An 18,902-nucleotide genomic window follows, 5' to 3' on the forward strand; every position below is an offset into this window, starting at 1 on the left:
GACCGCACATCCTGGTCGGAGCCCTGTGGGCTCCAACAACGGCGTGCCGTCCCGTTACGGGGCATGCCTGGCCTGAGCCGTGTGACGGGCCGGATGGGCCCGCAAAGCCTGTTACGTGGGTTCGAATCCCACCACGGTCTCCAGCAGCGTCGTGCGGCGCAGCGCCCACAGGGTGAGGGCGAGGGCGGAGACGTCCGACATCAGGGGGTGGAGGGTGCCGTCGGGTGTCCGCCAGGTCAGGACGGTGCCTGTCGTGCCGTCGACGGCGACGTGGGCGCCGTCCGCGAGGCGTCCCAGGCGGACCAGGTGCTCTGCGTCCGCCGGGACCGGGTGTTCGGGGTGGTCCTCGCCGTACTCCGCCAGGGTCGGGAGCGGCAGGTCGTCCGTGTCGAGGCGGAAGGGGCGGGCGTCCTCGGGCAGGCCCGTCTCGCGCAGGAAGCGGCGGGTGGGCTCGTGGGTGAGGGTCCTCGGGAAGTCGATGTCCTCGAAGCGCGTCACCCGGTGACGGCCGAACTCCCGGTCCAGGAAGCGGGGCGGCAGGTCCCGGGAGGTCCCCGGCTCCGCGCGGTGGCTCACCGCCAGGAGCAGGCAGCTCATCAGGGTGGACGTGTTCCACAGCGACGGCCGCTCGCCGCTCCCCTGGGGCCGCCGGGACGCGCCGCGCGTCCACGACGGGTCCTCCACCGTCGTGGCGAGGCGGACCCGGGTCAGCAGCGAGGGAGCCTCCGTCCGGACGGCCGCCGCCGCGCCCCGCGTGATCGTCGTACCGCCGGTGACCGCGTGCATCGTCTCCCCCGAGAAAGTATGGCCCTCCGCGTGCCGGCGGCTGCCGTTCGCGCTCCTTCGGAGACTACGCGCCACCACTGACAACGCGCCTGCGCACGGACCCCGTTCACCTCGTAGGACGCGCCGGAACACGCACCCGTTGCCTCACGCGCGCGAGCGGCTCAGTTCCCGGTCACCACCGCGGCCTGGGGGCGGATCGGGAGGCGGTTGACCGGGCGTCCGGTGGCCGCGCGTACGGCGGAGGCGACGGCCGCCGGGGAGGCCACCACCGGGACCGCGCTGACGGCCTTGGCGCCGAAGGGGGCGACCACGTCGCGTTCCTCGACGAGCTTCACGATCCGGATGTCGGGGGTGTCGAGTGCCGTCGGCAGGGCGTAGCCGGTGAGGTCGGGGTGGCGGACCAGGCCGCGGGGGGTGCGCAGGTTCTCCGTCAGGGCGATGCCGACGCCCTGGGTGACGCCCGCCTCGATCCGGGCGGTCAGCTGGGCCGGGTTCAGGACGCGGCCCACGTCCTGGGCGACGGCCAGTTCCACGACTCGGACCGAGCCGATCTCGATGTCGACGTCGACCACCGCGCGGATCGCGCAGAAGGCCATGCCGACGAACGCGTCGCCCTGCCCGGCCTCGTCGAGCGGCTCGGTGGGGTGCGGGCGGCACTGGGCGGTGGCCCACAGCTCCTTGCCCTCCAGCGCCTCGGCGACCGTCGTCGACAGCACACCGTCGTACGAGGTGATCTTGCCGTCGGCGATCTGGAGCAGCTCGGTCGACATGCCGAACTGGTGGGCGAGCGGCTGGAGGAGCTGGGTGCGGACCATCTTGGCCGCGCGCTCCACCGCGCCGCCCGAGACCCAGGTGTGGCGGCCGCGGCAGCCCGGACCGGCCGGGGGCTGGTCGGTGTCGACGGGCGCCACCTGCACCTCGTCGACGCCGAGGGTGTCCTGCACGATCTGCCGGGCCAGGGTGGTGAAGCCCTGGCCGGTCTCGACGGCCGCGCACAGCACCGTCGCCACGCCGTCCTGGACCTTCACGGTGGCCGTGGAGACCTCGTCGGCGCCCTCGGCGCCCAGCATGTGCACCATGCCGATGCCGTAGCCCACGCCCCGGCGCACCGCGCCCGGTTCGCCCGCGCCCTCGGGGCCGCCGGGCAGCAGCCACTCGTCCTCGGGCGTGTCCTTGGGCAGCGCGGGAAGCGGAAAGTCGCGGACCGCCTGGAGGAGTTCGGCGACGGGGGCCGGGCAGGTGACCGTCTGGCCGGTGGGGAGCACGTCGCCGGTGGCCAGGACGTTGCGCAGGCGCACCTCGGCCGGGTCGAGGCCGAGTTTCTTGGCGACCTTGTCCATCTGCGCCTCGTACGCGGCGCACACCTGCATGGCGCCCTCGCCGCGCACATGGCCGGAGGGCGGGTTGTTGGTGCGCACCGCCCAGCCCTCGATGAAGGCGTTCGGGACGACGTACGGGCCGCAGGCGAAGGACACCGCGGCGGCCAGGGCGTCCGAGGAGGTGTCCGCGTAGGCGCCCGCGTCGAGCAGGATCTGCGCCTCGACCTTCACGATCCGGCCCTCGACGTCCGCGTGGTGGCGGTAGCGCAGGAGGGTGGGGTGGCGGTGGGTGTGCCCGAGGAAGGACTCCTCGCGCGTGGCGGTCAGTTTCACCGGGCAGCCGGTCCTGAGCGCCAGCAGGCCGAGCGGCAGCTGGAAGCCCTGGTCCTCGCGGTCGGCGGTGGCCCCAGGCACCCCGGTGACGACGATCTTCACCTGTTCGGGGGGCAGACCGTAGCAGGCGGCGGCGATGTCGCGGTCGCCGTGCGGGTCGGTGGAGGCCAGGTACAGCTCCACGCCGCCGTCGGGACGCGGTACGGCCAGACCGGCCTCGGCCCCTATGGGCGCCGGGTCCTGACGGCCGATGCGGTACAGGCCCTCGACGACGACCTCGCCGGCCGCCTCCGGGTCGCCGTGGCGCAGCGGGATGTGCCGGATCAGGTTGCCGTCGGGGTGCAGCGGCTCGGCCTCGAATGCCTGCTCCGGCTCGGTCACCGGATCGAGCACCTCGTACTCGACGATGACGGCGGCGGCCGCCATCCGCGCGGTGTCCGGATGGTCGGCGGCGACGGCGGCGAGCGGCTCGCCGTGGTGGCGTACGACGTCGGAGGCGAACACCGGCCGGTCGGCGCGGCCGCCGCGGCCGTGCAGCGGGGTGCCGGGCACGTCCTCGTGCGTGACGACCGCCCGTACGCCGGGCATCTCGCGCGCGTGGGTGGTGTCGATGGAGACGATGCGCGCGTGCGGGTGCGGTGAGCGCAGCACAGCCGCCCACAGCAGGCCCTCGGCCCACAGGTCGGCGGCGTAGGGGAAGGTGCCCTCGGTCTTGGCGCGGGCGTCGGCGGGCGGCAGCGACGCGCCGAGGCCGTGCGGGATCGGTTCGGGCACGGGGGTGGCCGCCTCGGCGGTCCCCTCGGCCTCCGCAGTCGCGGCGTCGTTGCTCACGCGTGGCCTCCGTCCTGGCCGTGGTCACCGTAGGGCTGGTCGTGCGGTGCTGTCGCGTCCGGCGTCCCCGGCGGTGGCTGGGACTCGAACGCCGACGGGTTGACGCCGCCCGCGCCCGGCCCCGCCTGGTGCGGGATGCGGGGTTCGTCGGGACCCGCGCCGCCCTGGGCGTCCGTGTCGGCGTGCGCCTCGCGTTCGGCGACGACCTCCTTGACGGCCTCCAGGACGCCCCGGTAGCCGGAGCAGCGGCACAGGTTGCCGCACAGGGCCTGGCGGGCCTCCAGCTCGGTGGGGGCCGGGTTGCCCTCCAGGAGGTTGTGCACGGTCATGGCCATGCCGGGCACGCAGAAGCCGCACTGCACCGCGCCGCGTCGGGCGAGCGCGCGCTGCACGTCCGACGGCCGCCCGTCGGTGGCCAGGCCCTCGACCGTACGCACCTCGCTGCCGGCCGAGGTCACGGCCGGGACCAGGCAGGAGGCGACGAGCCGTCCGTCGACCTGGACGTTGCAGGCGCCGCACTCGCCCTGCGAGCAGCCGTCCTTGGCGCCCGCGAGACCGAGGCGCTCGCGCAGCACGTACAGCAGCGACTCGCCGATCCAGGCGTCGGTGACGGGCCGGTCGGTGCCGTTGACGCGCAGGACGTACGAGGCGAGGGGGTGCTCCTCGTGCGGACCGGCGGCGGACGGCTCCTGGGGGAGGGCGGGGTCGGCCGACTCCGACGTCTCCACCGACTCCACCGGCTCCGACGTCTCCGCCGACTCCGCTGTCGCCTCGGCCGTCTCCGCCGCCGCTGCCGTCTCGGGCGTGGCGTCCGGCTCGGGCGTGGCGGCGGATTCGGACACGGAGGCTGTGTCCGCCACGTCCGCCCGGGGGGCCGTCGCGTGCGGGTCGTGGCCGGTCGCGTCGGGGTCCTGGCCGGGGTGTGGTTCGGGCTGCGGCGCCGACTCCCGCGTGACGGCCGGTGCCGAGTCCGTCACGGGCCGCTCGGCGGCCTCCGGTACGGATGCGGCCCCCGTGTCCTCCGCGGGGTCCGGCGCGGCTTCGGCGGGGCCCTCAGGGGCTTCCTCGGGGTCGCCGGGCACGTCGGTCGCGTCGGGCGCGGTCCTGCCGGCCGGTGGAGTTCCGGGGGCGGGTCCCACGGCCGGTTCGGTGTGCGGGTGTTGCCCGTACGGGCCGACTGCGGGTCCGGGGACGGGCGGCGTCTCGGCCGGCTGCCCTTCGGGCCTCGCGTCGGGCTCCACCGCCGGGTCGCCCCAGGGCTGTCCGGCCGGCTGCGTCGCCCAGGGGGCGGGGGCACCGCCGGGCAGGGTGGCGGGCGCGGCGCCGCCGCCCCACTGCTCGGCCAGCGACGAGGTCGTGAACTCGCCCGACTCGTCCGGCAGATCACCGTCGGCGACGGGGATGGACCACTGCCCGGTCACGTCCTGGCCGGGCACGGCACCCCGGGCCGCCGCGGCCTCCGCCTCCGCCTCCGCCTCGGCCTGGGAGAAGTCCCACTGCCCGGTCGCCCCGGGCCGGTAGGTGAACCGGTCGCCCTGTCCGGCGCCGGTGTCGTAGGGCGCGGCCCCGCCGTACGGGTCCTGCTGGGCGTACTCGGCGTATCCCGGGTGGGCGGCGGGCTCCGGCCCCGCGTCCGGGACGTGCCACTGGGCGCCGTCCACGGGCGCGGACGGTGCCGACGGCATCGTCCAGGAGCCGGTGGCGGCCGGGTCGGTGCCGGTGGCTGGCGCGACCGTGATCTGGGGCGGCACGTAGCCGTGTCCGGGCGCGGCGAGCGGGCTGTCGGAGGAGGCGAGGAGCGCGTCCACGCCGCCCTCGGGGAGCTTCACGAAGGCGGTGGCACCGTCGTCGTAGTCGCCCTGGGGCAGCGGGTCCCAGCGTCCGCCGCTCGGGGGCGTGCCCTCCGCGTGCCGGTCCCGGCGCTGATCGCCGTACTGGTCGTCGTACTGGTCCCCGTACCGCTCGCCGTACTGGTCCCCGTACGGGCCACCGCCCCGGTCGCCATGCCGGTCGTCGTGCTGGTCGTCGGTCACGACAGCGCCCTCCCCAGTGCTCGTCGGGCCAGCGCGGCGACGGTGCGCCGCAGGTGCAGTACGGCGGGCGGGAGCTGCGGTACGGAGCCGTCCTCGGCCGGGGCCGCGTCGGGGATGCAGGCCGCGGCGACGTACTCGCCGAAGCCGTGCAGCGCCTCGGGGACGATGGTGCGGCCGTTGTCCCAGTCGATGAGCGAGGCCACCCACTGCTCGGCCTCCAGGGGCCGCAGCGGCATCGGCGCGATGGCACCCACGGCACACCGCACGCCGCGCCGGGCGGGGTCGAGGACCAGCGCCACGGAGGCCGTGGCGCGGCCGGGGCCGGTGCGGCCGGTCGCCTTCAGGAAGACCTGCGGCGCGTGCAGCAGCGGCACGCGCACGTAGCCGATCAGCTCGCCCGCGCGGAGCATCTCCATGCCCGCCAGCAGGTGCGAGACCGGCATCTCCCGGCGAAGGCCGTCCGGGCCCGCGATGATGAGCGTCGCCTCCAGGGCGGCCAGCACCGGCAGCGCGTCCCCGGTCGGGGCGGCCGAGGCGATGTTGCCGCCCAGGGTGCCCGCGTTGCGGATCTGCGGCGGTCCCGCGGCGCGTGCGGCGGCGGCGAGCGCCGGGATGAGCGCGGCGAAGTCGGGGCGGCCCATGCGGGCGTGGGTGAGTCCCGCGCCGAGCAGGGCGTGCCCGTCCTGGTACTGCCAGCCGCGGATCTCGCTGATCCGGCCGAGGCCCACCAGCGCGGCGGGCCTGAGCTGCCCGGAGTTGACGGAGGCCATCAGGTCGGTGCCGCCCGCGACCGGAACGGCCGCGGGCATCGCGGCGAGCGCCGCCACGGCCTCGTCCAGTGTCGTGGGCAGCGTCACGGCCTGCGCCGCCTGCGGTGCGTGCGTGGTCAAACCGACTGCCCCTTCCCGCTGTCCCACCTGGTCCCGCCCATGTGGCCGTACGGTACGACCTGACAGGGCGGACGTGGCAACTCTGGCACATCTTCGCAGGGCCCGAACGCAGGGGTCCGCTAGGAGGCATTCGCCCGTCTCGTCCGTGAGATGGCCCGTTATCACACGAGATCTCCGACGATCGGGGCTACGCGCGATGCGCGCGAGTTGCCACTCTTCGGTGGCTTTTGGGGCGCTTTCCCTACTTGTTGCTCGATATCACTTGTTGTCGCTTGCCGCTTGTCACATGTTCGGCGGCGGCCCGTCCATCGGCCGGCCGAGCACACCGGGCCGCTGCTGCCAGGGCAGGGGGCCGGTGGGCGGGCGGTAGGCGACGCCCAGGGCGTCGAGTCGCGCGTAGTGGGCGGTCATCCGCCGCTCGAAGGCCGCGTAGTCCCGGTCGGCCGGGGCCGGCAGGGCGCTCCAGGCGACCTCGGCGAAGGCGGCGAGCCTCGGGAACAGCTGGTAGTCCACCCGTTCCTGGTTCTCCGTCACCTCGGTCCACAGGTTCGCCTGGGTGCCGATCACGTGTGCGGACTCCTGCGGGGTCAGTTCCGCCGGAACCGGTTCGAACCGGTAGACGTCCTCCAGGGTGCGCACGAAGGCGATCGGCACGGGTTCGTCCTCGCCCCCGTGCTCCCGGAAGTTGAGGTACACCTGCTGCTCGGGGCACATCACCACGTCGTGCCCCGCGCGTGCGGCGGCGATCCCGCCCGCGTAACCGCGCCAGGAGGACACGGCCGCACCCTTGGCCAGTCCGCCCTCCAGGATCTCGTCCCAGCCGATGAGCCGGCGCCCGCGTCCGCCGAGCCAGGTGTCGAAGTGCTGGATGAACCAGGACTGGAGTTCGTACTCGTCGGCGAGACCGAGTTCCTCGATCCGCGCCTGCGCGGTGGCCGACTCCCGCCACTGGTCCTTGGGGCATTCGTCGCCGCCGACGTGGATGAACTCCGAGGGGAAAAGCTCCAGGAGTTCCTCGAACACGCCCTCGTAGAACCGCAGCACGGCGTCCGTGGGAGCGAGTACGTTCGGGTTGACGCCCCAGGTGTCCCAGACGGAGAGGGCGGTGGTGTCGATCACATCCGTGTTGCCGAGTTCCGGATACGCGGCGATGGCGGCCTGCGAGTGTCCGGGTACGTCGATTTCCGGGACGACGGTGATGTGCCGTTCGGCGGCGTAGGCGACGATCTCCCGGATGTCCTCCTGGGTGTAGTAACCGCCGTGGGGTTTGTCCTCCCACAGCGGCGAGGCGCGGTGCCCGAATTTCGTGCGCGACCGCCAGGAGCCGGTCTCGGTGAGCTTCGGATGGCGTTTGATCTCGACGCGCCAGCCCTGGTCGTCCGTCAGGTGGAAGTGCAGGACGTTGAGTTTGTGGGCGGCCATCAGGTCCAGGTAGCGCAGGACGCCGTCCTTCGGCATGAAGTGCCGGGAGACGTCCAGCATCAGGCCCCGCCAGTGGAAGCGCGGCGCGTCCTCGACGCGCAGCAGCGGCAGCCGCCACCGGCGGCCGGGCAGCGGGGCACGCCGGAAGGCGTCCGGGCCGAGCAGTTGGCGCAGCGTCTGGGCGCCCCAGAAGAGTCCGGCCGGGTCGGCGCCGGTGAGGTGCACGCCCTCCGGCGTGATGTCGAGGCGGTAGCCCTCGTCGGCCAGTTCACCGTCGAGGGACAGCCGGACGGCGCCGGCGCCGTTCGCTCCGGGCGCCAGCGGCAGGCCGGTGGCGGCGCCCAGCGTGGCGCGCAGCCAGCGCTCGGTGCGCCCGGTGCCGTCCTCGGCGACCAGCCCGGTGTCCGGGCCGAGGTCGAAGAAGGCGTCCGTGTGGCACGCCACGTGCTGTGGCTGGGGAAGAACGTCGGTCACGTCAGTCCTTTACCGCTCCGCCGAGGCCGGAGACGAGTCGTCGTTGTACGAGTACGAAGAAGACCAGCACCGGAATGGTCATCACCGTGGACGCGGCCATGACGCCGCCCCAGTCGGGATCGTCCGGTTTGTAGAAGACCAGCAGCGCCATCGGGAGCGTCGACTGGGAGGTGTCGCTGATGATGAACGACTTGGCGAACAGGAAGTCGTTCCAGGTCGAGATGAAGGAGAAGACGCTGGTGGCCACCAGCCCGGGGAAGACCAGCGGGAAGAGGATTTGCCAGAGAAATCGGGACCGGCTCGCCCCGTCGATGTAGGCGGCCTCCTCCAGGGCCTCCGGCACGGCTTTCACAAAGCCCCGCAGCATCCAGATCGCGAAGGGCAGCGAGAAGGCGATGTGGGGCAGGATCAGCGATCCCAGCGTGTTCAGCTGGCCGAAGTCCCGCATGAGGAAGAACAGCGGGATCGTGAGCGCCTCCACGGGCACCATCTGGGCCACCAGGAACATGATCAGCAGGGTGGTCCGGAATCGGAACCGGAATCGTGTCACCGCGGTCGCCGCGAGGAACGCGATCAGCGCCGACGCGATCACGACGGTACCCGCCACGAGCAGGCTGTTGAGAAAGTACCGGCCGAATTCCTGTTGCCCGAAGACGCGCCGGAAGGAATCCAGTGTGGGCGTCAGTGTCCAGGGCCGGGGCTCGCTCGACTCGATCTCCCCGGCCGGTTTGAAGGCGCTCAGCACCATCCAGTACAGCGGGAAGGCGACGACGACGGCGATCAGCAGCGCGGACACCTCGGCCGCGAGCCGCCACGGACGGCGCACCCGCGCGCGCGGAAGATTCACAGCTCCTCCCCCTGGCGGCGCAGCAGCCGCAGGTAGACCAGCGTCACGGCGAGCAGGATCAGCAGCATGACGACGCCGATCGCGGAGCCGAGGCTGTACTGCGAGGACGCGAAGGCCTTCTGGTAGGCGTAGACGTTCAGGACCATGTTCTGGCCGGCGATGCCGCCGCCGTTCGTCATGACGTAGATCTGGGTGAAGACCTTGAAGTCCCAGATGACCGACTGGATGGTGACGACCACCAGGATCGGCCGGAGCATCGGCGCGAGCACCGAGCGCCAGATCCGCCACTGGGAGGCCCCGTCGAGCGCGGCGGCCTCCAGGACCTCGGACGGCACGGCCCGGATTCCGGCGTAGACGGTCACCATGACGAACGGGAAGGAGCACCAGACCACTTCGAGCAGGACGAGCAGGAAGGCGCTGTAGCGCCCGTACGTCCACGAGTGGTCGCCGAGGCCCAGCATGCGGTTGACGGGCCCGAAGTCGGGGTCGAACAGCAGCAGCCAGACCGTCGACCCGGTGACCGCCGGGGTCGCCCACGCACCCAGTCCCGCCAGCATCAGCGCCAGCCGCGGCAGGGCCCGCACCCGGGTGAGCAGCACGGCGAGCGCACACCCGACGGCCAGTGTCGAGACGACACAGGCGGCGGCGAACACCACGGTGGCGAGCAGCACCCGCCAGAACTCGCCGTCCCCGAACAGCTCCGCGTAGTTCCCGAACCCCTGGAAGGTCGCCGGCTCCCCACCGGACACCTGCGCCTGCGTGTACTCCAGGAAGGAGATCAACCCAAGCTGGTAAACGGGGTAGACGAGCAACCCACCGAGGACGACAAGAGCGGGGGCGAGATATATCCAGGGGGTAGCAGAGGAGCGCCCGAAGGGGCGCGGGGAACTGCGCGAGAGACCACGACGCACCGTAACCCGCCCACGCACCGCACCCTTCGAGCTACCGGGCGCTGCACTCATCCGGCGGAGCCAAACGCGTCGTCCATCTTCTTCGCCGCGTCCCCAGCGGCCGCGCCCACGTCCTTCTTGCCGCTGACCACCTCCTGGAACATCGTCGGCAGCACCTGCGAGGAGTCGATCGTCGCCCACGCGGGAGACGCCGGGACGAACTTCGTGCCCGCGGCGAGCGTGTCGACGAACGGCTTCACGAACGGCTCCTTCGCCGCGACCTGCTGCCGTACGTCCGCGAAGGTCGGCAGGAAGCCCATCGCGTCGAACAGGTCGCCCTGCGCCTCCTTCGACGCGAGCCGCTTCATCAGGTCGACGGCGAGGGTGCGGTGCGAGGTGCTCTTCAGGACGCCGATGTTGTTGCCGCCCGCGAAGGCGGGAGCGATGGAGCCGGGCTCGACGCCGGGCAGCGGCACGACCGCGTACTTGCCCTTCACCGAGCCGGCCTCCACGGCCTGGTGGCTGAAGTCGCCGCCGATGGCCATGGCGGCCTTGCCGGCGGCGAAGGCGGTGACGGTGTCGTTGCCGCCCATGCCGGCGCACTTGGCGGCGGGGCAGTTGTCGTCCCCGAAGAGGGAGGTGTACGCCTCGATGCCCTTGCGGGCGGCGGCGCTGTCGATGGCGGAGGCGTACGAGCCGCCCTTGCCGGTGGCGAGTTCGCCTCCGTTGGCCCAGATGAAGGGCATGGCGCCGTAGGTGTAGGCGCCGCCGACCGCGATGCCGTAGAGGTCCGGCTCGGCCTTGCGGACCTGCTGGGCGGCGGACGCCAGTTCGTCGAGCGACTTGGGGGCCTTCAGGCCCAGTTCGTCGAAGACGTCGGTGCGGTAGTAGAGGGCGCGGACGCCGACGAAGTAGGGGGCGCCGTAGACCTTTCCGTCCACGGTGACCGACTGGCGGGCGGTGGGGTCGGCGTCCTTGGCCTCGTCCCAGGCCGCGAACTCCTTCGATATGTCGGCCAGTCCGCCGTCCTTCACGTACCCGGCGGTGTCGGTGTTGCCGAACTCGATGACGTCGGGCGCGCTCTTCGGGTCGTTGAAGGCGGCCTTGATGCGCTGGGCGCGGGTCTCGACCGGGATGTACTCCACGGTGACCTTCGTGTCCTCGTGCGCCTTCTCGAAGCCGGCGAGGACCGCGTCGACGGCCTTCTCCTTCGGCTTGTTGTTGACCTCCTGGAACAGCCAGACGCGCAGCGTGCCGCTCTTCTCGTCCTCGCCGGAGGAGGAGTTGTCGGACGTCTGGGGTGCGCAGGCCGTCGCGGCGACGACGGCCGCGGCCAGCAGTACGGCCAGGCGGGGGGCGAGCTTCATGGAGTCTTTCCTCCGGGCGTGCGTTGCAACATATGCAATGACGGTTTCGCTCTGCACAACACCCAGGAGCGTAGGGAGACATGAACCTGTCCACAAGAGGTCTGAACCAGTTCGTAAACCTCTTTGTTAACCAGCCCTGACGCACGAAGGCCCCCGGAGTGCGCGCGGGCACACTCCGGGGGCCTTCGGGAAGATCTGTAAGGGCCGTACGGGCAGAAGCGCTACTTCTTGTCGCCGCCCTTGCCCTCGTCCCCGCCGCCGTTCATGGACTCGTAGATCTCCTTGCACATGGGGCAGACGGGGTACTTCTTCGGGTCGCGGCCCGGCACCCAGACCTTGCCGCACAGCGCCACGACGGGGGTGCCGTCGAGGGCGCTCGCCATGATCTTGTCCTTCTGGACGTAATGCGCGAAGCGCTCGTGATCGCCGTCGCCGTGGGACGTCTGCGGCGTCGGCTCGACGAGGGTTCCCGTACCTGTCCCGCGCTCGGGCTCGAGAGTGCTCATAACCGTCAAGGGTACTGAAGCTCACCCGCTTCAGTTGAGCGACGGGTCGTCCGGATACGTCGCCACCATCGCCAGGTCGCCCCGCTGCCGGCGCAGGACCTCGCGCCACAGTCGCTCCGGGAACGGCGAGGACACGTCACCGGGCTCGGACTCGACCACGTACCAGGCGCCCTCGGTCAGTTCGTCCTCCAGCTGGCCGGGGCCCCAGCCCGCGTACCCGGCGAAGATCCGCAGGGCGCCCACGGCGGGCGCCAGCAGCTCCGGGGGCGCCTCCAGGTCGACCAGGCCGATCGCGCCGTGCACCCGGCGCCAGCCCAGCGGTGCCCGCTCGCCCGACGCCCCGCCGGGGACGACGGCGACGCCGAGCGCGGAGTCCAGCGAGACCGGGCCGCCCTGGAAGACGACGCCCGGCTCGCCGGCCAGGTCCGCCCAGTCCTCCAGGATGTCGCCCACGTCGACCGGTGTGGGGCGGTTGAGGACGACACCGAGGGAGCCCTCCTCGTCGTGGTCGAGGAGGAGCACCACCGCACGCTCGAAGTTCGGGTCCGCCAGGGCGGGCGTTGCCACGAGCAGCCGCCCCGTGAGCGAGGACACCTCGGTCATGCCAGACATGATCCCGCATGTTCCCCTCCGGTGGGGAGGCAATCGGAGGCACGGGAGTGAACACGCACCCGCGCACGCTCCTCGGCCGTGACCCCGCGTACGCGCCGATGAACACCGCGTGTTGTGACAAATCCATGACGTTGCCGGACCGTGCGCAGGCGCACTGAAGGGGGGTACAAGACGATTACCCTTTCCCTTCTGGCCCCTGCCCAACCCCACGGAACGCGAGATTCATGACCGTCAACGGCGCTGATGACGTACTCCTTGTCCACGGCGGAACCCCGCTGGAGGGCGAGATCCGGGTCCGCGGTGCGAAGAACCTCGTGCCGAAGGCCATGGTGGCCGCCCTGCTGGGCAGTGCGCCGAGCCGGCTGCGCAACGTGCCGGACATCCGCGACGTGCGGGTCGTACGCGGACTGCTGCAGCTGCACGGGGTGACCGTCCGTCCGGGCGAGGAGCCCGGCGAGCTGGTGATGGACCCGACCCACGTGGAGAGCGCGAACGTCGCCGACATCGATGCCCACGCGGGCTCGTCGCGCATCCCGATCCTGTTCTGCGGCCCGCTGCTGCACCGCCTCGGGCACGCCTTCATCCCGGGTCTGGGCGGCTGCGACATCGGCGGCCGGCCCATCGACTTCCACTTCGACGTGCTGCGGCAGTTCGGGGCGACGATCGAGAAGCGGGCGGACGGCCAGTACCTGGAGGCTCCGCAGCGGCTGCGCGGTACGAAGATCAACCTGCCGTACCCGTCCGTCGGCGCGACCGAGCAGGTGCTGCTGACGGCCGTGCTGGCCGAGGGCGTCACGGAGCTGTCCAACGCGGCCGTCGAACCGGAGATCGAGGACCTGATCTGCGTCCTGCAGAAAATGGGCGCGATCATCGCGATGGACACCGACCGCACGATCCGCATCACGGGCGTGGACGAGCTGGGCGGTTACACCCACCGTGCCCTCTCGGACCGCCTGGAGGCCGCCTCCTGGGCCTCGGCGGCGCTGGCCACCGAGGGCAACATCTATGTCCGCGGCGCCCAGCAGCGCTCGATGATGACGTTCCTGAACACCTTCCGGAAGGTGGGCGGCGCGTTCGAGATCGACGACGAGGGCATCCGCTTCTGGCACCCGGGCGGGCGGCTGAAGTCCATCGCCCTGGAGACGGACGTGCACCCCGGCTTCCAGACGGACTGGCAGCAGCCCCTGGTGGTGGCCCTGACGCAGGCCACGGGGCTGTCCATCGTCCACGAGACGGTGTACGAGTCCCGGCTGGGCTTCACCTCGGCGCTCAACCAGATGGGCGCCCACATCCAGCTCTACCGCGAGTGCCTCGGCGGCTCGGACTGCCGCTTCGGCCAGCGCAACTTCCTGCACTCGGCCGTCGTCTCCGGCCCGACCAAGCTGGAGGGCGCCGACCTGGTCATCCCCGACCTGCGCGGCGGCTTCTCGTACCTGATCGCCGCCCTCGCGGCCCAGGGCACCTCCCGGGTCCACGGCATCGACCTGATCAACCGGGGCTACGAGAACTTCATGGACAAGCTCGTCGAGCTGGGCGCGAAGGTCGAGCTTCCGGGCAAGGCCCTGGGCTGACACACGCAGACACGCCGATGGGGCGGTCACCCGAACCCGGGTGACCGCCCCATCGGCATGGCGAGGTGCGCCCCGCAAGGGGCGCGGGGAACTGCGCGACCAGCCACAACGGGCCCGCGGCCGCGAAACGACCGCATCCCGAACGAACGGTCCGCGCAGTCCCCGGCACTCCGAGCGGAGCGCCTACTTGCCCTTGGCGGCTTCCTTGAGCTTGGAGCCCGCCGAGACCTTGACGCTGTAGCCGGCCGGAATCTGGATCGGCTCGCCGGTCTGCGGGTTGCGGGCGGTGCGAGCGGCACGGTGGGTGCGCTCGAAGGTCAGGAAGCCGGGGATCGTGACCTTCTCGTCGCCCTTGGAGACGATGTCGCCGACAACCTCGGCGAACGCGGCCAGCACGGCGTCGGCGTCCTTGCGGGTCACCTCGGCGCGGTCGGCCAGCGCGGCCACCAGCTCACTGCGGTTCATGTTGTTACTCCCGTGTTCTACTTGCCGTTGAGGCGTGCCACGCGGCGGAGCCGCATGTTGGGCACAGCGATGCCGATGCTGCCAGGGCCCTCGGACACTCCCCGGACCCGGGTCGGTCGTCAGACCCTCGCGCCCAGGGAGGCATCCTGCCTCCACCTGCGGCGGTAAAGCCAATCCGGCACCCCCGGGAGCCGTGCGAACACCCTTGGGAGTCACACGACGAGGGCCTGAGCCTTGCGCAACCCTAGAGGGCGATCCGAGGCCCGACATCCCGCGACGCGCCGGAGCGGCGGCCCGCCGTGGTGATCCTCACCACCACGCCACGGACCGCCTTCCCCGGCCGGGGGAACCTACGCCACCACTCCGGCGGCCTTCGCCGCCTCCCGCACGGCGCCCGCGACGGCACCGGCGACCTTGTCGTTGAAGACGCTGGGAATGATGTAGTTCGGGTTGATCTCGTCCTCGGTCACCACGTCCGCGAGGGCGTGCGCGGCGGCGAGCATCATCTCGGTGTTCACGGTGCGGGACTGGGCGTCCAGCAGACCGCGGAAGACACCCGGGAAGACCAGCACGTTGTTGATCTGGTTCGGGAAGTCGGAGCGGCCGGTGGCGACGACGGCGGCCGTCTCCCGGGCGATCGCCGGGTCGACCTCCGGGTCGGGGTTCGCGAGCGCGAACACGATCGCGCCCTCGGCCATGGCGGCCACGTCCGCGCCGTCGAGGACGTTGGGGGCGGAGACGCCGATGAAGACGTCCGCGCCGTGCACGGCCTCCTTGAGGGTGCCGGTGAGGCCCTCCGGGTTGGTGTTGTCGGCGATCCAGCGCAGCGCCGACTCCGGGGCGGCGTCGACCAGGTCGGCGCGGCCCGCGTGCACGACGCCGTGGATGTCGGCGACGACGGCGTTCTTCACACCGGCGGCGAGCAGCAGCTTCAGGATGGCCGTACCGGCGGCGCCGGCACCGGACATGACGACCCGTACGTTCTCGATGCCCTTGCCCACCACGCGCAGGGCGTTGGTGAGGGCGGCGAGGACGACGATGGCGGTGCCGTGCTGGTCGTCGTGGAAGACGGGGATGTCGAGGGCCTCGCGCAGCCGGGCCTCGATCTCGAAGCAGCGGGGGGCGGAGATGTCCTCCAGGTTGATGCCGGCGAAGCCCGGGGCGATGGCCTTGACGATCTCGACGATCGCGTCGGTGTCCTGGGTGTCCAGGCAGATCGGCCAGGCGTCGATACCGGCGAACCGCTTGAACAGGGCCGCCTTGCCCTCCATCACCGGCAGCGCGGCCTTCGGGCCGATGTTGCCGAGGCCCAGCACGGCGGAACCGTCCGTCACGACCGCAACCGAGTTGCGCTTGATGGTGAGGCGGCGGGCGTCCTCGGGGTTCTCGGCGATCGCCATGCAGACGCGGGCCACGCCCGGCGTGTACACCATGGACAGGTCGTCGCGGTTGCGGATGGGGTGCTTCGACGCCATCTCGATCTTGCCGCCGAGGTGCATGAGGAAGGTACGGTCCGAGACCTTGCCCAGGCTGACGCCCTCGATGCCCCGCAGCTGCTCCACGATCTCCTCGGCGTGGGAGGTCGAGCCGGCCGCGATGGTGACGTCGATACGGAGCTTGTCGTGGCCGGAGGCCGTGACGTCGAGGCCGGTGACCGAGCCGCCCGCGGACTCCACCGCCGTGGTGAGCTGCGAGACGGCTGTTCCGCCGGCGGGCACCTCCAGTCGGACCGTCATCGAGTAGGAGACGCTGGGCGCCGTTGCCATGGCCGACTTCCTCTGCTTTCACCGTGTAACTGGGTTGTGCCGTCCGATCGTCGCACCTACCACTGAGTACGCGGTAGCCGCCCCGGATTGCGAACTTTTTGTTCGCGCCGATTTCGGAAAACGACTTCCACCATACGAGAAGTAGCCCGTCGGGGGAAGGGGGCACCGGAAGAAACGGAGGCGACGCGGTCCGGTCGGCGGACGGTCGCGGAAGGAACCCGCGGGACGGGAATTGTCTTGCGGGGATCGTTTGTTACCTTGGACGTGGCACCGGCTCGATCCAAGCCCCCGGGCCCAACCATCGTCGCTACGAGCGACCACTTGCCGCGAGGCGAGCATGGCGGGTCGGTGCCACCTAAACGAAGACGAGAGGCCCGCGCCGTTCGACGGCGCGGGCCTCTCGCACACCCGGACGCGCTCAGTCGCGCAGCAGGTCCGGCACCCCCGAGCCGTCCGGCTCGTCCCGCTCGCTGGAGACGACCGTCAGCTGCTGGGTGGCCCGGGTGAGGGCGACGTACAGCACGCGCAGTCCGGCGGGCGACTCGTCGGCGACCTCGGCCGGGGAGACCACGACCGTGGCGTCGTACTCCAGGCCCTTGGCCTCCAGGCTGCCCAGCGCCACCACGCGGTCGCCGAGCCCCTCCAGCCAGCGCCGGGCCTCCTCGCGCCGGTTCATGGCGACGACGACGCCGACGGTGCCGTCCACGAGGTCGAGCAGCCGGGCCGCCTCCGCGCGGACCGTCCGGGCGAGGGAGTCCCGCACCACCGCGAAGCGCGGCCGCACGCCGGTCGAGCGGACGGCCGACGGGGACGGCGAGCCGGGCATGGCCAGCGCCAGGACCTTCGCCGCCAGCTCGGCGATCTCGGCCGGGTTGCGGTAGTTCACGGTCAGCTCGAAGCGGCGGCGCGGACGGGTGCCGAGGGCCTCGTCACGGGCGGCGGCGGCCTCGTCGGGGTCGGACCAGGAGGACTGGGCGGGGTCGCCGACGACCGTCCAGGTGGCGTGCCGGCCGCGGCGGCCGACCATGCGCCACTGCATGGGCGTGAGGTCCTGCGCCTCGTCGACGATGACGTGCGCGTACTCGGTGCGCTCCTGGGCGAGGCGCTCGGCGCGCTCCCACTGGGTCTCCTCGCGCTGCGGCATCAGCTCCTCCAGGCCGGTGAGCTGGTCCAGCGGATCCTGCTCGCGCCGCTTGCGGGGGCGGGCCGGGGTGCCGACGATCGCCTGGAGTTCGTCGAGCAGGGCGATGTCGTGCACGGAGTGGCCCTCGCGCCGCAGCGAGCGGGCGACCTTGCGGACCTCGCCCGGGTTCAGCACCCGCCGGGCCCAGCGGCCCAGGCGCCGCTCGTCCGCCATGGCGGCCAGCACGGCGCCCGGGGTCAGCTCGGGCCACCAGGCGTCCAGGAAGCCGGTGAAGGAGTCCTCGGAGCTGACGTCCTCGTCGAAGGAGGAGCGCAGCTCGGCGGCCAGCTCGGGGTCGGTGTGCCGGGTGCCGGCGCCCGACTTCGCCCACAGGGCGTCCAGGAGCAGCCGGCGGGCACGGGGGCGCAGCAGGTTGACGGGCGCGGTGCCGCCGAGGACGGTGTGGCGGATGCCGGCCAGCTCCTCGGCCTCCAGTTCGAGGCGGCGGCCGAAGGCGACGACCCTGAGCAGCGTCGGCGAGTCGGCCGGCTCCAGCGCTCCCCGGGCGGCCCTGCGCAGCACCCTGAGCATGCGGGCGGAACCCTTGGCGCGGGCGGTGGCCGGGGAGTCGTACAGCGTGGCCTCCGCGCCGTCGACCAGGGAGCCGATCGCGCGGATGGCGACCTGCCCCTCCTCGCCGAGGGAGGGCAGCACGCCCTCGGTGTACGCCACGAGCAGCGGTGTCGGGGAGACGATGAGGATGCCGCCCGCGTACCGGCGCCGGTCCTGGTAGAGCAGGTACGCCGCCCGGTGCAGGGCGACGGCGGTCTTGCCGGTGCCGGGGCCGCCCTCGACGTAGGTCACGGAGGCGGCGGGGGCGCGGATCACCTGGTCCTGCTCGGCCTGGATGGACGCCACGATGTCGCGCATGGAGTGGGTGCGGGCCTGCCCGAGGGCGGCCATCAGGGCGCCGTCGCCGACCACGGCCAGCTCCTCGCCGTCCAGGCGGGCGGTGACCTCGGGCCGCATGAGGTCGTCCTCGACGCCGAGGACGCGCCGCCCCTTGGAGCGGATCACCCGTCGGCGCACGACGCGGCCCGGGTCGACCGGCGTGGACCGGTAGAAGGGGGCGGCGGCGGGCGCCCGCCAGTCGATGACCAGCGGGGCGTAGTCGTCGTCCAGGACGCCGATGCGGCCGATGTGCAGGGTCTCGGCGATGTCGGCGGTGTTGTCGGGCCCGAGGGCGCCCTCGGCGGGCTCGACCGCCGTGTACGCGCCGTCCGGGCCCTTCTTGCCGTCCTTGCCGAGGAGCAGGTCGATCCGGCCGAACAGGAAGTCCTCGAACTCGTTGTTCAGGCGGTTGAGGTGGATGCCGGCCCGGAAGACCTGCGCGTCGCGCTCGGCGAGGGCGCCGGGCGTGCCGACGTGGCCGCGCTGCGCGGCGTCGTGCATGAGGAACTCGGCCTCGTGGATCTTCTCCTCGAGGCGGCGGTACACCCGGTCGAGGTGCGCCTGTTCCACGTCGATCTCTCGGTCCCGTACGGAGTCCTCCCGCGCGGAGTCCCCTCGTACGGACGCGTGCGCCGAGTCGACCGCTGAATCCTGTTGAGCCTGTGCGGCCACCGGGCCCCCTTCTGACGTGCTGGGCAGCCGTCAAAAATACGCGA

At 72.2% G+C, this 18,902-nt stretch carries 14 protein-coding genes and 1 tRNA gene; 2 read left to right on the forward strand and 13 right to left on the reverse strand.

Annotation, left to right across the window (positions count from 1 at the left end; all coding sequences use genetic code 11):
* Nucleotides 1-74 precede the first annotated feature (74 nt).
* Nucleotides 75-143 (forward strand) — tRNA-OTHER (locus BJ961_RS31670).
* On the opposite strand, the gene BJ961_RS31675 is transcribed toward BJ961_RS31670, so the two are convergent.
* From BJ961_RS31675 to BJ961_RS31720, 10 genes are all read right to left on the reverse strand, one after another.
* Entirely contained in the window at nt 112-786 is a 675-nt protein-coding gene (locus BJ961_RS31675; RefSeq protein WP_271416200.1) for an SUKH-4 family immunity protein, read from the reverse strand. The genes BJ961_RS31670 and BJ961_RS31675 overlap by 32 nt on opposite strands.
* Before the next feature lie 161 nt (nt 787-947).
* Nucleotides 948-3,269 (reverse strand): xanthine dehydrogenase family protein molybdopterin-binding subunit, encoded by a 2,322-nt coding sequence (locus BJ961_RS31680; protein ID WP_271416201.1) that lies wholly within the window; start codon nt 3,267-3,269, stop codon nt 948-950.
* On the reverse strand, nt 3,266-5,302 hold the full coding sequence (locus BJ961_RS31685; RefSeq protein ID WP_417796943.1) for a (2Fe-2S)-binding protein: 2,037 nt from the start codon (nt 5,300-5,302) through the stop codon (nt 3,266-3,268). The genes BJ961_RS31680 and BJ961_RS31685 overlap by 4 nt, the downstream gene beginning before the upstream one ends.
* Complete coding sequence (locus BJ961_RS31690) at nt 5,299-6,192, reverse strand: FAD binding domain-containing protein (RefSeq protein WP_271416202.1); 894 nt, start codon at nt 6,190-6,192, stop codon at nt 5,299-5,301. Before BJ961_RS31690 ends, BJ961_RS31685 begins: the two co-directional genes overlap by 4 nt.
* 282 nt (nt 6,193-6,474) lie before the next feature.
* Nucleotides 6,475-8,088: a beta-N-acetylhexosaminidase gene (locus BJ961_RS31695; RefSeq protein WP_271416203.1), complete on the reverse strand. Its 1,614-nt coding sequence runs from the start codon at nt 8,086-8,088 to the stop codon at nt 6,475-6,477.
* A gap of 1 nt (nt 8,089) precedes the next feature.
* Complete coding sequence (locus BJ961_RS31700) at nt 8,090-8,935, reverse strand: carbohydrate ABC transporter permease (RefSeq protein ID WP_271416204.1); 846 nt, start codon at nt 8,933-8,935, stop codon at nt 8,090-8,092.
* Nucleotides 8,932-9,897 carry a carbohydrate ABC transporter permease gene (locus BJ961_RS31705; protein ID WP_271416205.1) on the reverse strand — a complete coding sequence of 322 codons (966 nt, stop codon included), beginning with the start codon at nt 9,895-9,897 and terminating at the stop codon, nt 8,932-8,934. The genes BJ961_RS31700 and BJ961_RS31705 overlap by 4 nt, the downstream gene beginning before the upstream one ends.
* Nucleotides 9,894-11,192 carry an extracellular solute-binding protein gene (locus BJ961_RS31710; RefSeq protein ID WP_271416206.1) on the reverse strand — a complete coding sequence of 433 codons (1,299 nt, stop codon included), beginning with the start codon at nt 11,190-11,192 and terminating at the stop codon, nt 9,894-9,896. Before BJ961_RS31710 ends, BJ961_RS31705 begins: the two co-directional genes overlap by 4 nt.
* Before the next feature lie 221 nt (nt 11,193-11,413).
* The gene (locus tag BJ961_RS31715) at nt 11,414-11,698 is read right to left on the reverse strand and encodes a DUF3039 domain-containing protein (RefSeq protein ID WP_007450147.1); all 285 of its coding nucleotides are present in this window, start codon (nt 11,696-11,698) and stop codon (nt 11,414-11,416) included.
* Between the two features lie 30 nt (nt 11,699-11,728).
* Entirely contained in the window at nt 11,729-12,301 is a 573-nt protein-coding gene (locus tag BJ961_RS31720; protein WP_030865482.1) for a YqgE/AlgH family protein, read from the reverse strand.
* A 233-nt stretch (nt 12,302-12,534) separates the two neighbouring features.
* Between BJ961_RS31720 and murA the strand changes: the two genes are divergently transcribed.
* Nucleotides 12,535-13,881 carry a UDP-N-acetylglucosamine 1-carboxyvinyltransferase gene (murA, locus tag BJ961_RS31725; protein ID WP_271416207.1) on the forward strand — a complete coding sequence of 449 codons (1,347 nt, stop codon included), beginning with the start codon at nt 12,535-12,537 and terminating at the stop codon, nt 13,879-13,881.
* Between the two features lie 183 nt (nt 13,882-14,064).
* Here murA and BJ961_RS31730 read toward each other — a convergent pair whose 3' ends face one another.
* The 3 genes from BJ961_RS31730 to BJ961_RS31740 all read right to left on the reverse strand — a co-directional run bounded on the left by BJ961_RS31730 (nt 14,065) and on the right by BJ961_RS31740 (nt 18,858).
* Nucleotides 14,065-14,346: an HU family DNA-binding protein gene (locus tag BJ961_RS31730; protein ID WP_003950507.1), complete on the reverse strand. Its 282-nt coding sequence runs from the start codon at nt 14,344-14,346 to the stop codon at nt 14,065-14,067.
* Nucleotides 14,347-14,696: 350 nt separating this feature from the next.
* Complete coding sequence (locus tag BJ961_RS31735; RefSeq protein WP_271416208.1) at nt 14,697-16,112, reverse strand: NAD-dependent malic enzyme; 1,416 nt, start codon at nt 16,110-16,112, stop codon at nt 14,697-14,699.
* 418 nt (nt 16,113-16,530) lie between these two features.
* Nucleotides 16,531-18,858, reverse strand: coding sequence for a HelD family protein (locus tag BJ961_RS31740; protein ID WP_271416209.1), 2,328 nt, complete (start codon nt 18,856-18,858; stop codon nt 16,531-16,533).
* Nucleotides 18,859-18,902: the final 44 nt, after the last annotated feature.

It is taken from the genome of Streptomyces lienomycini (assembly GCF_027947595.1).
Taxonomy (GTDB): Bacteria; Actinomycetota; Actinomycetes; order Streptomycetales; family Streptomycetaceae; genus Streptomyces; species Streptomyces lienomycini.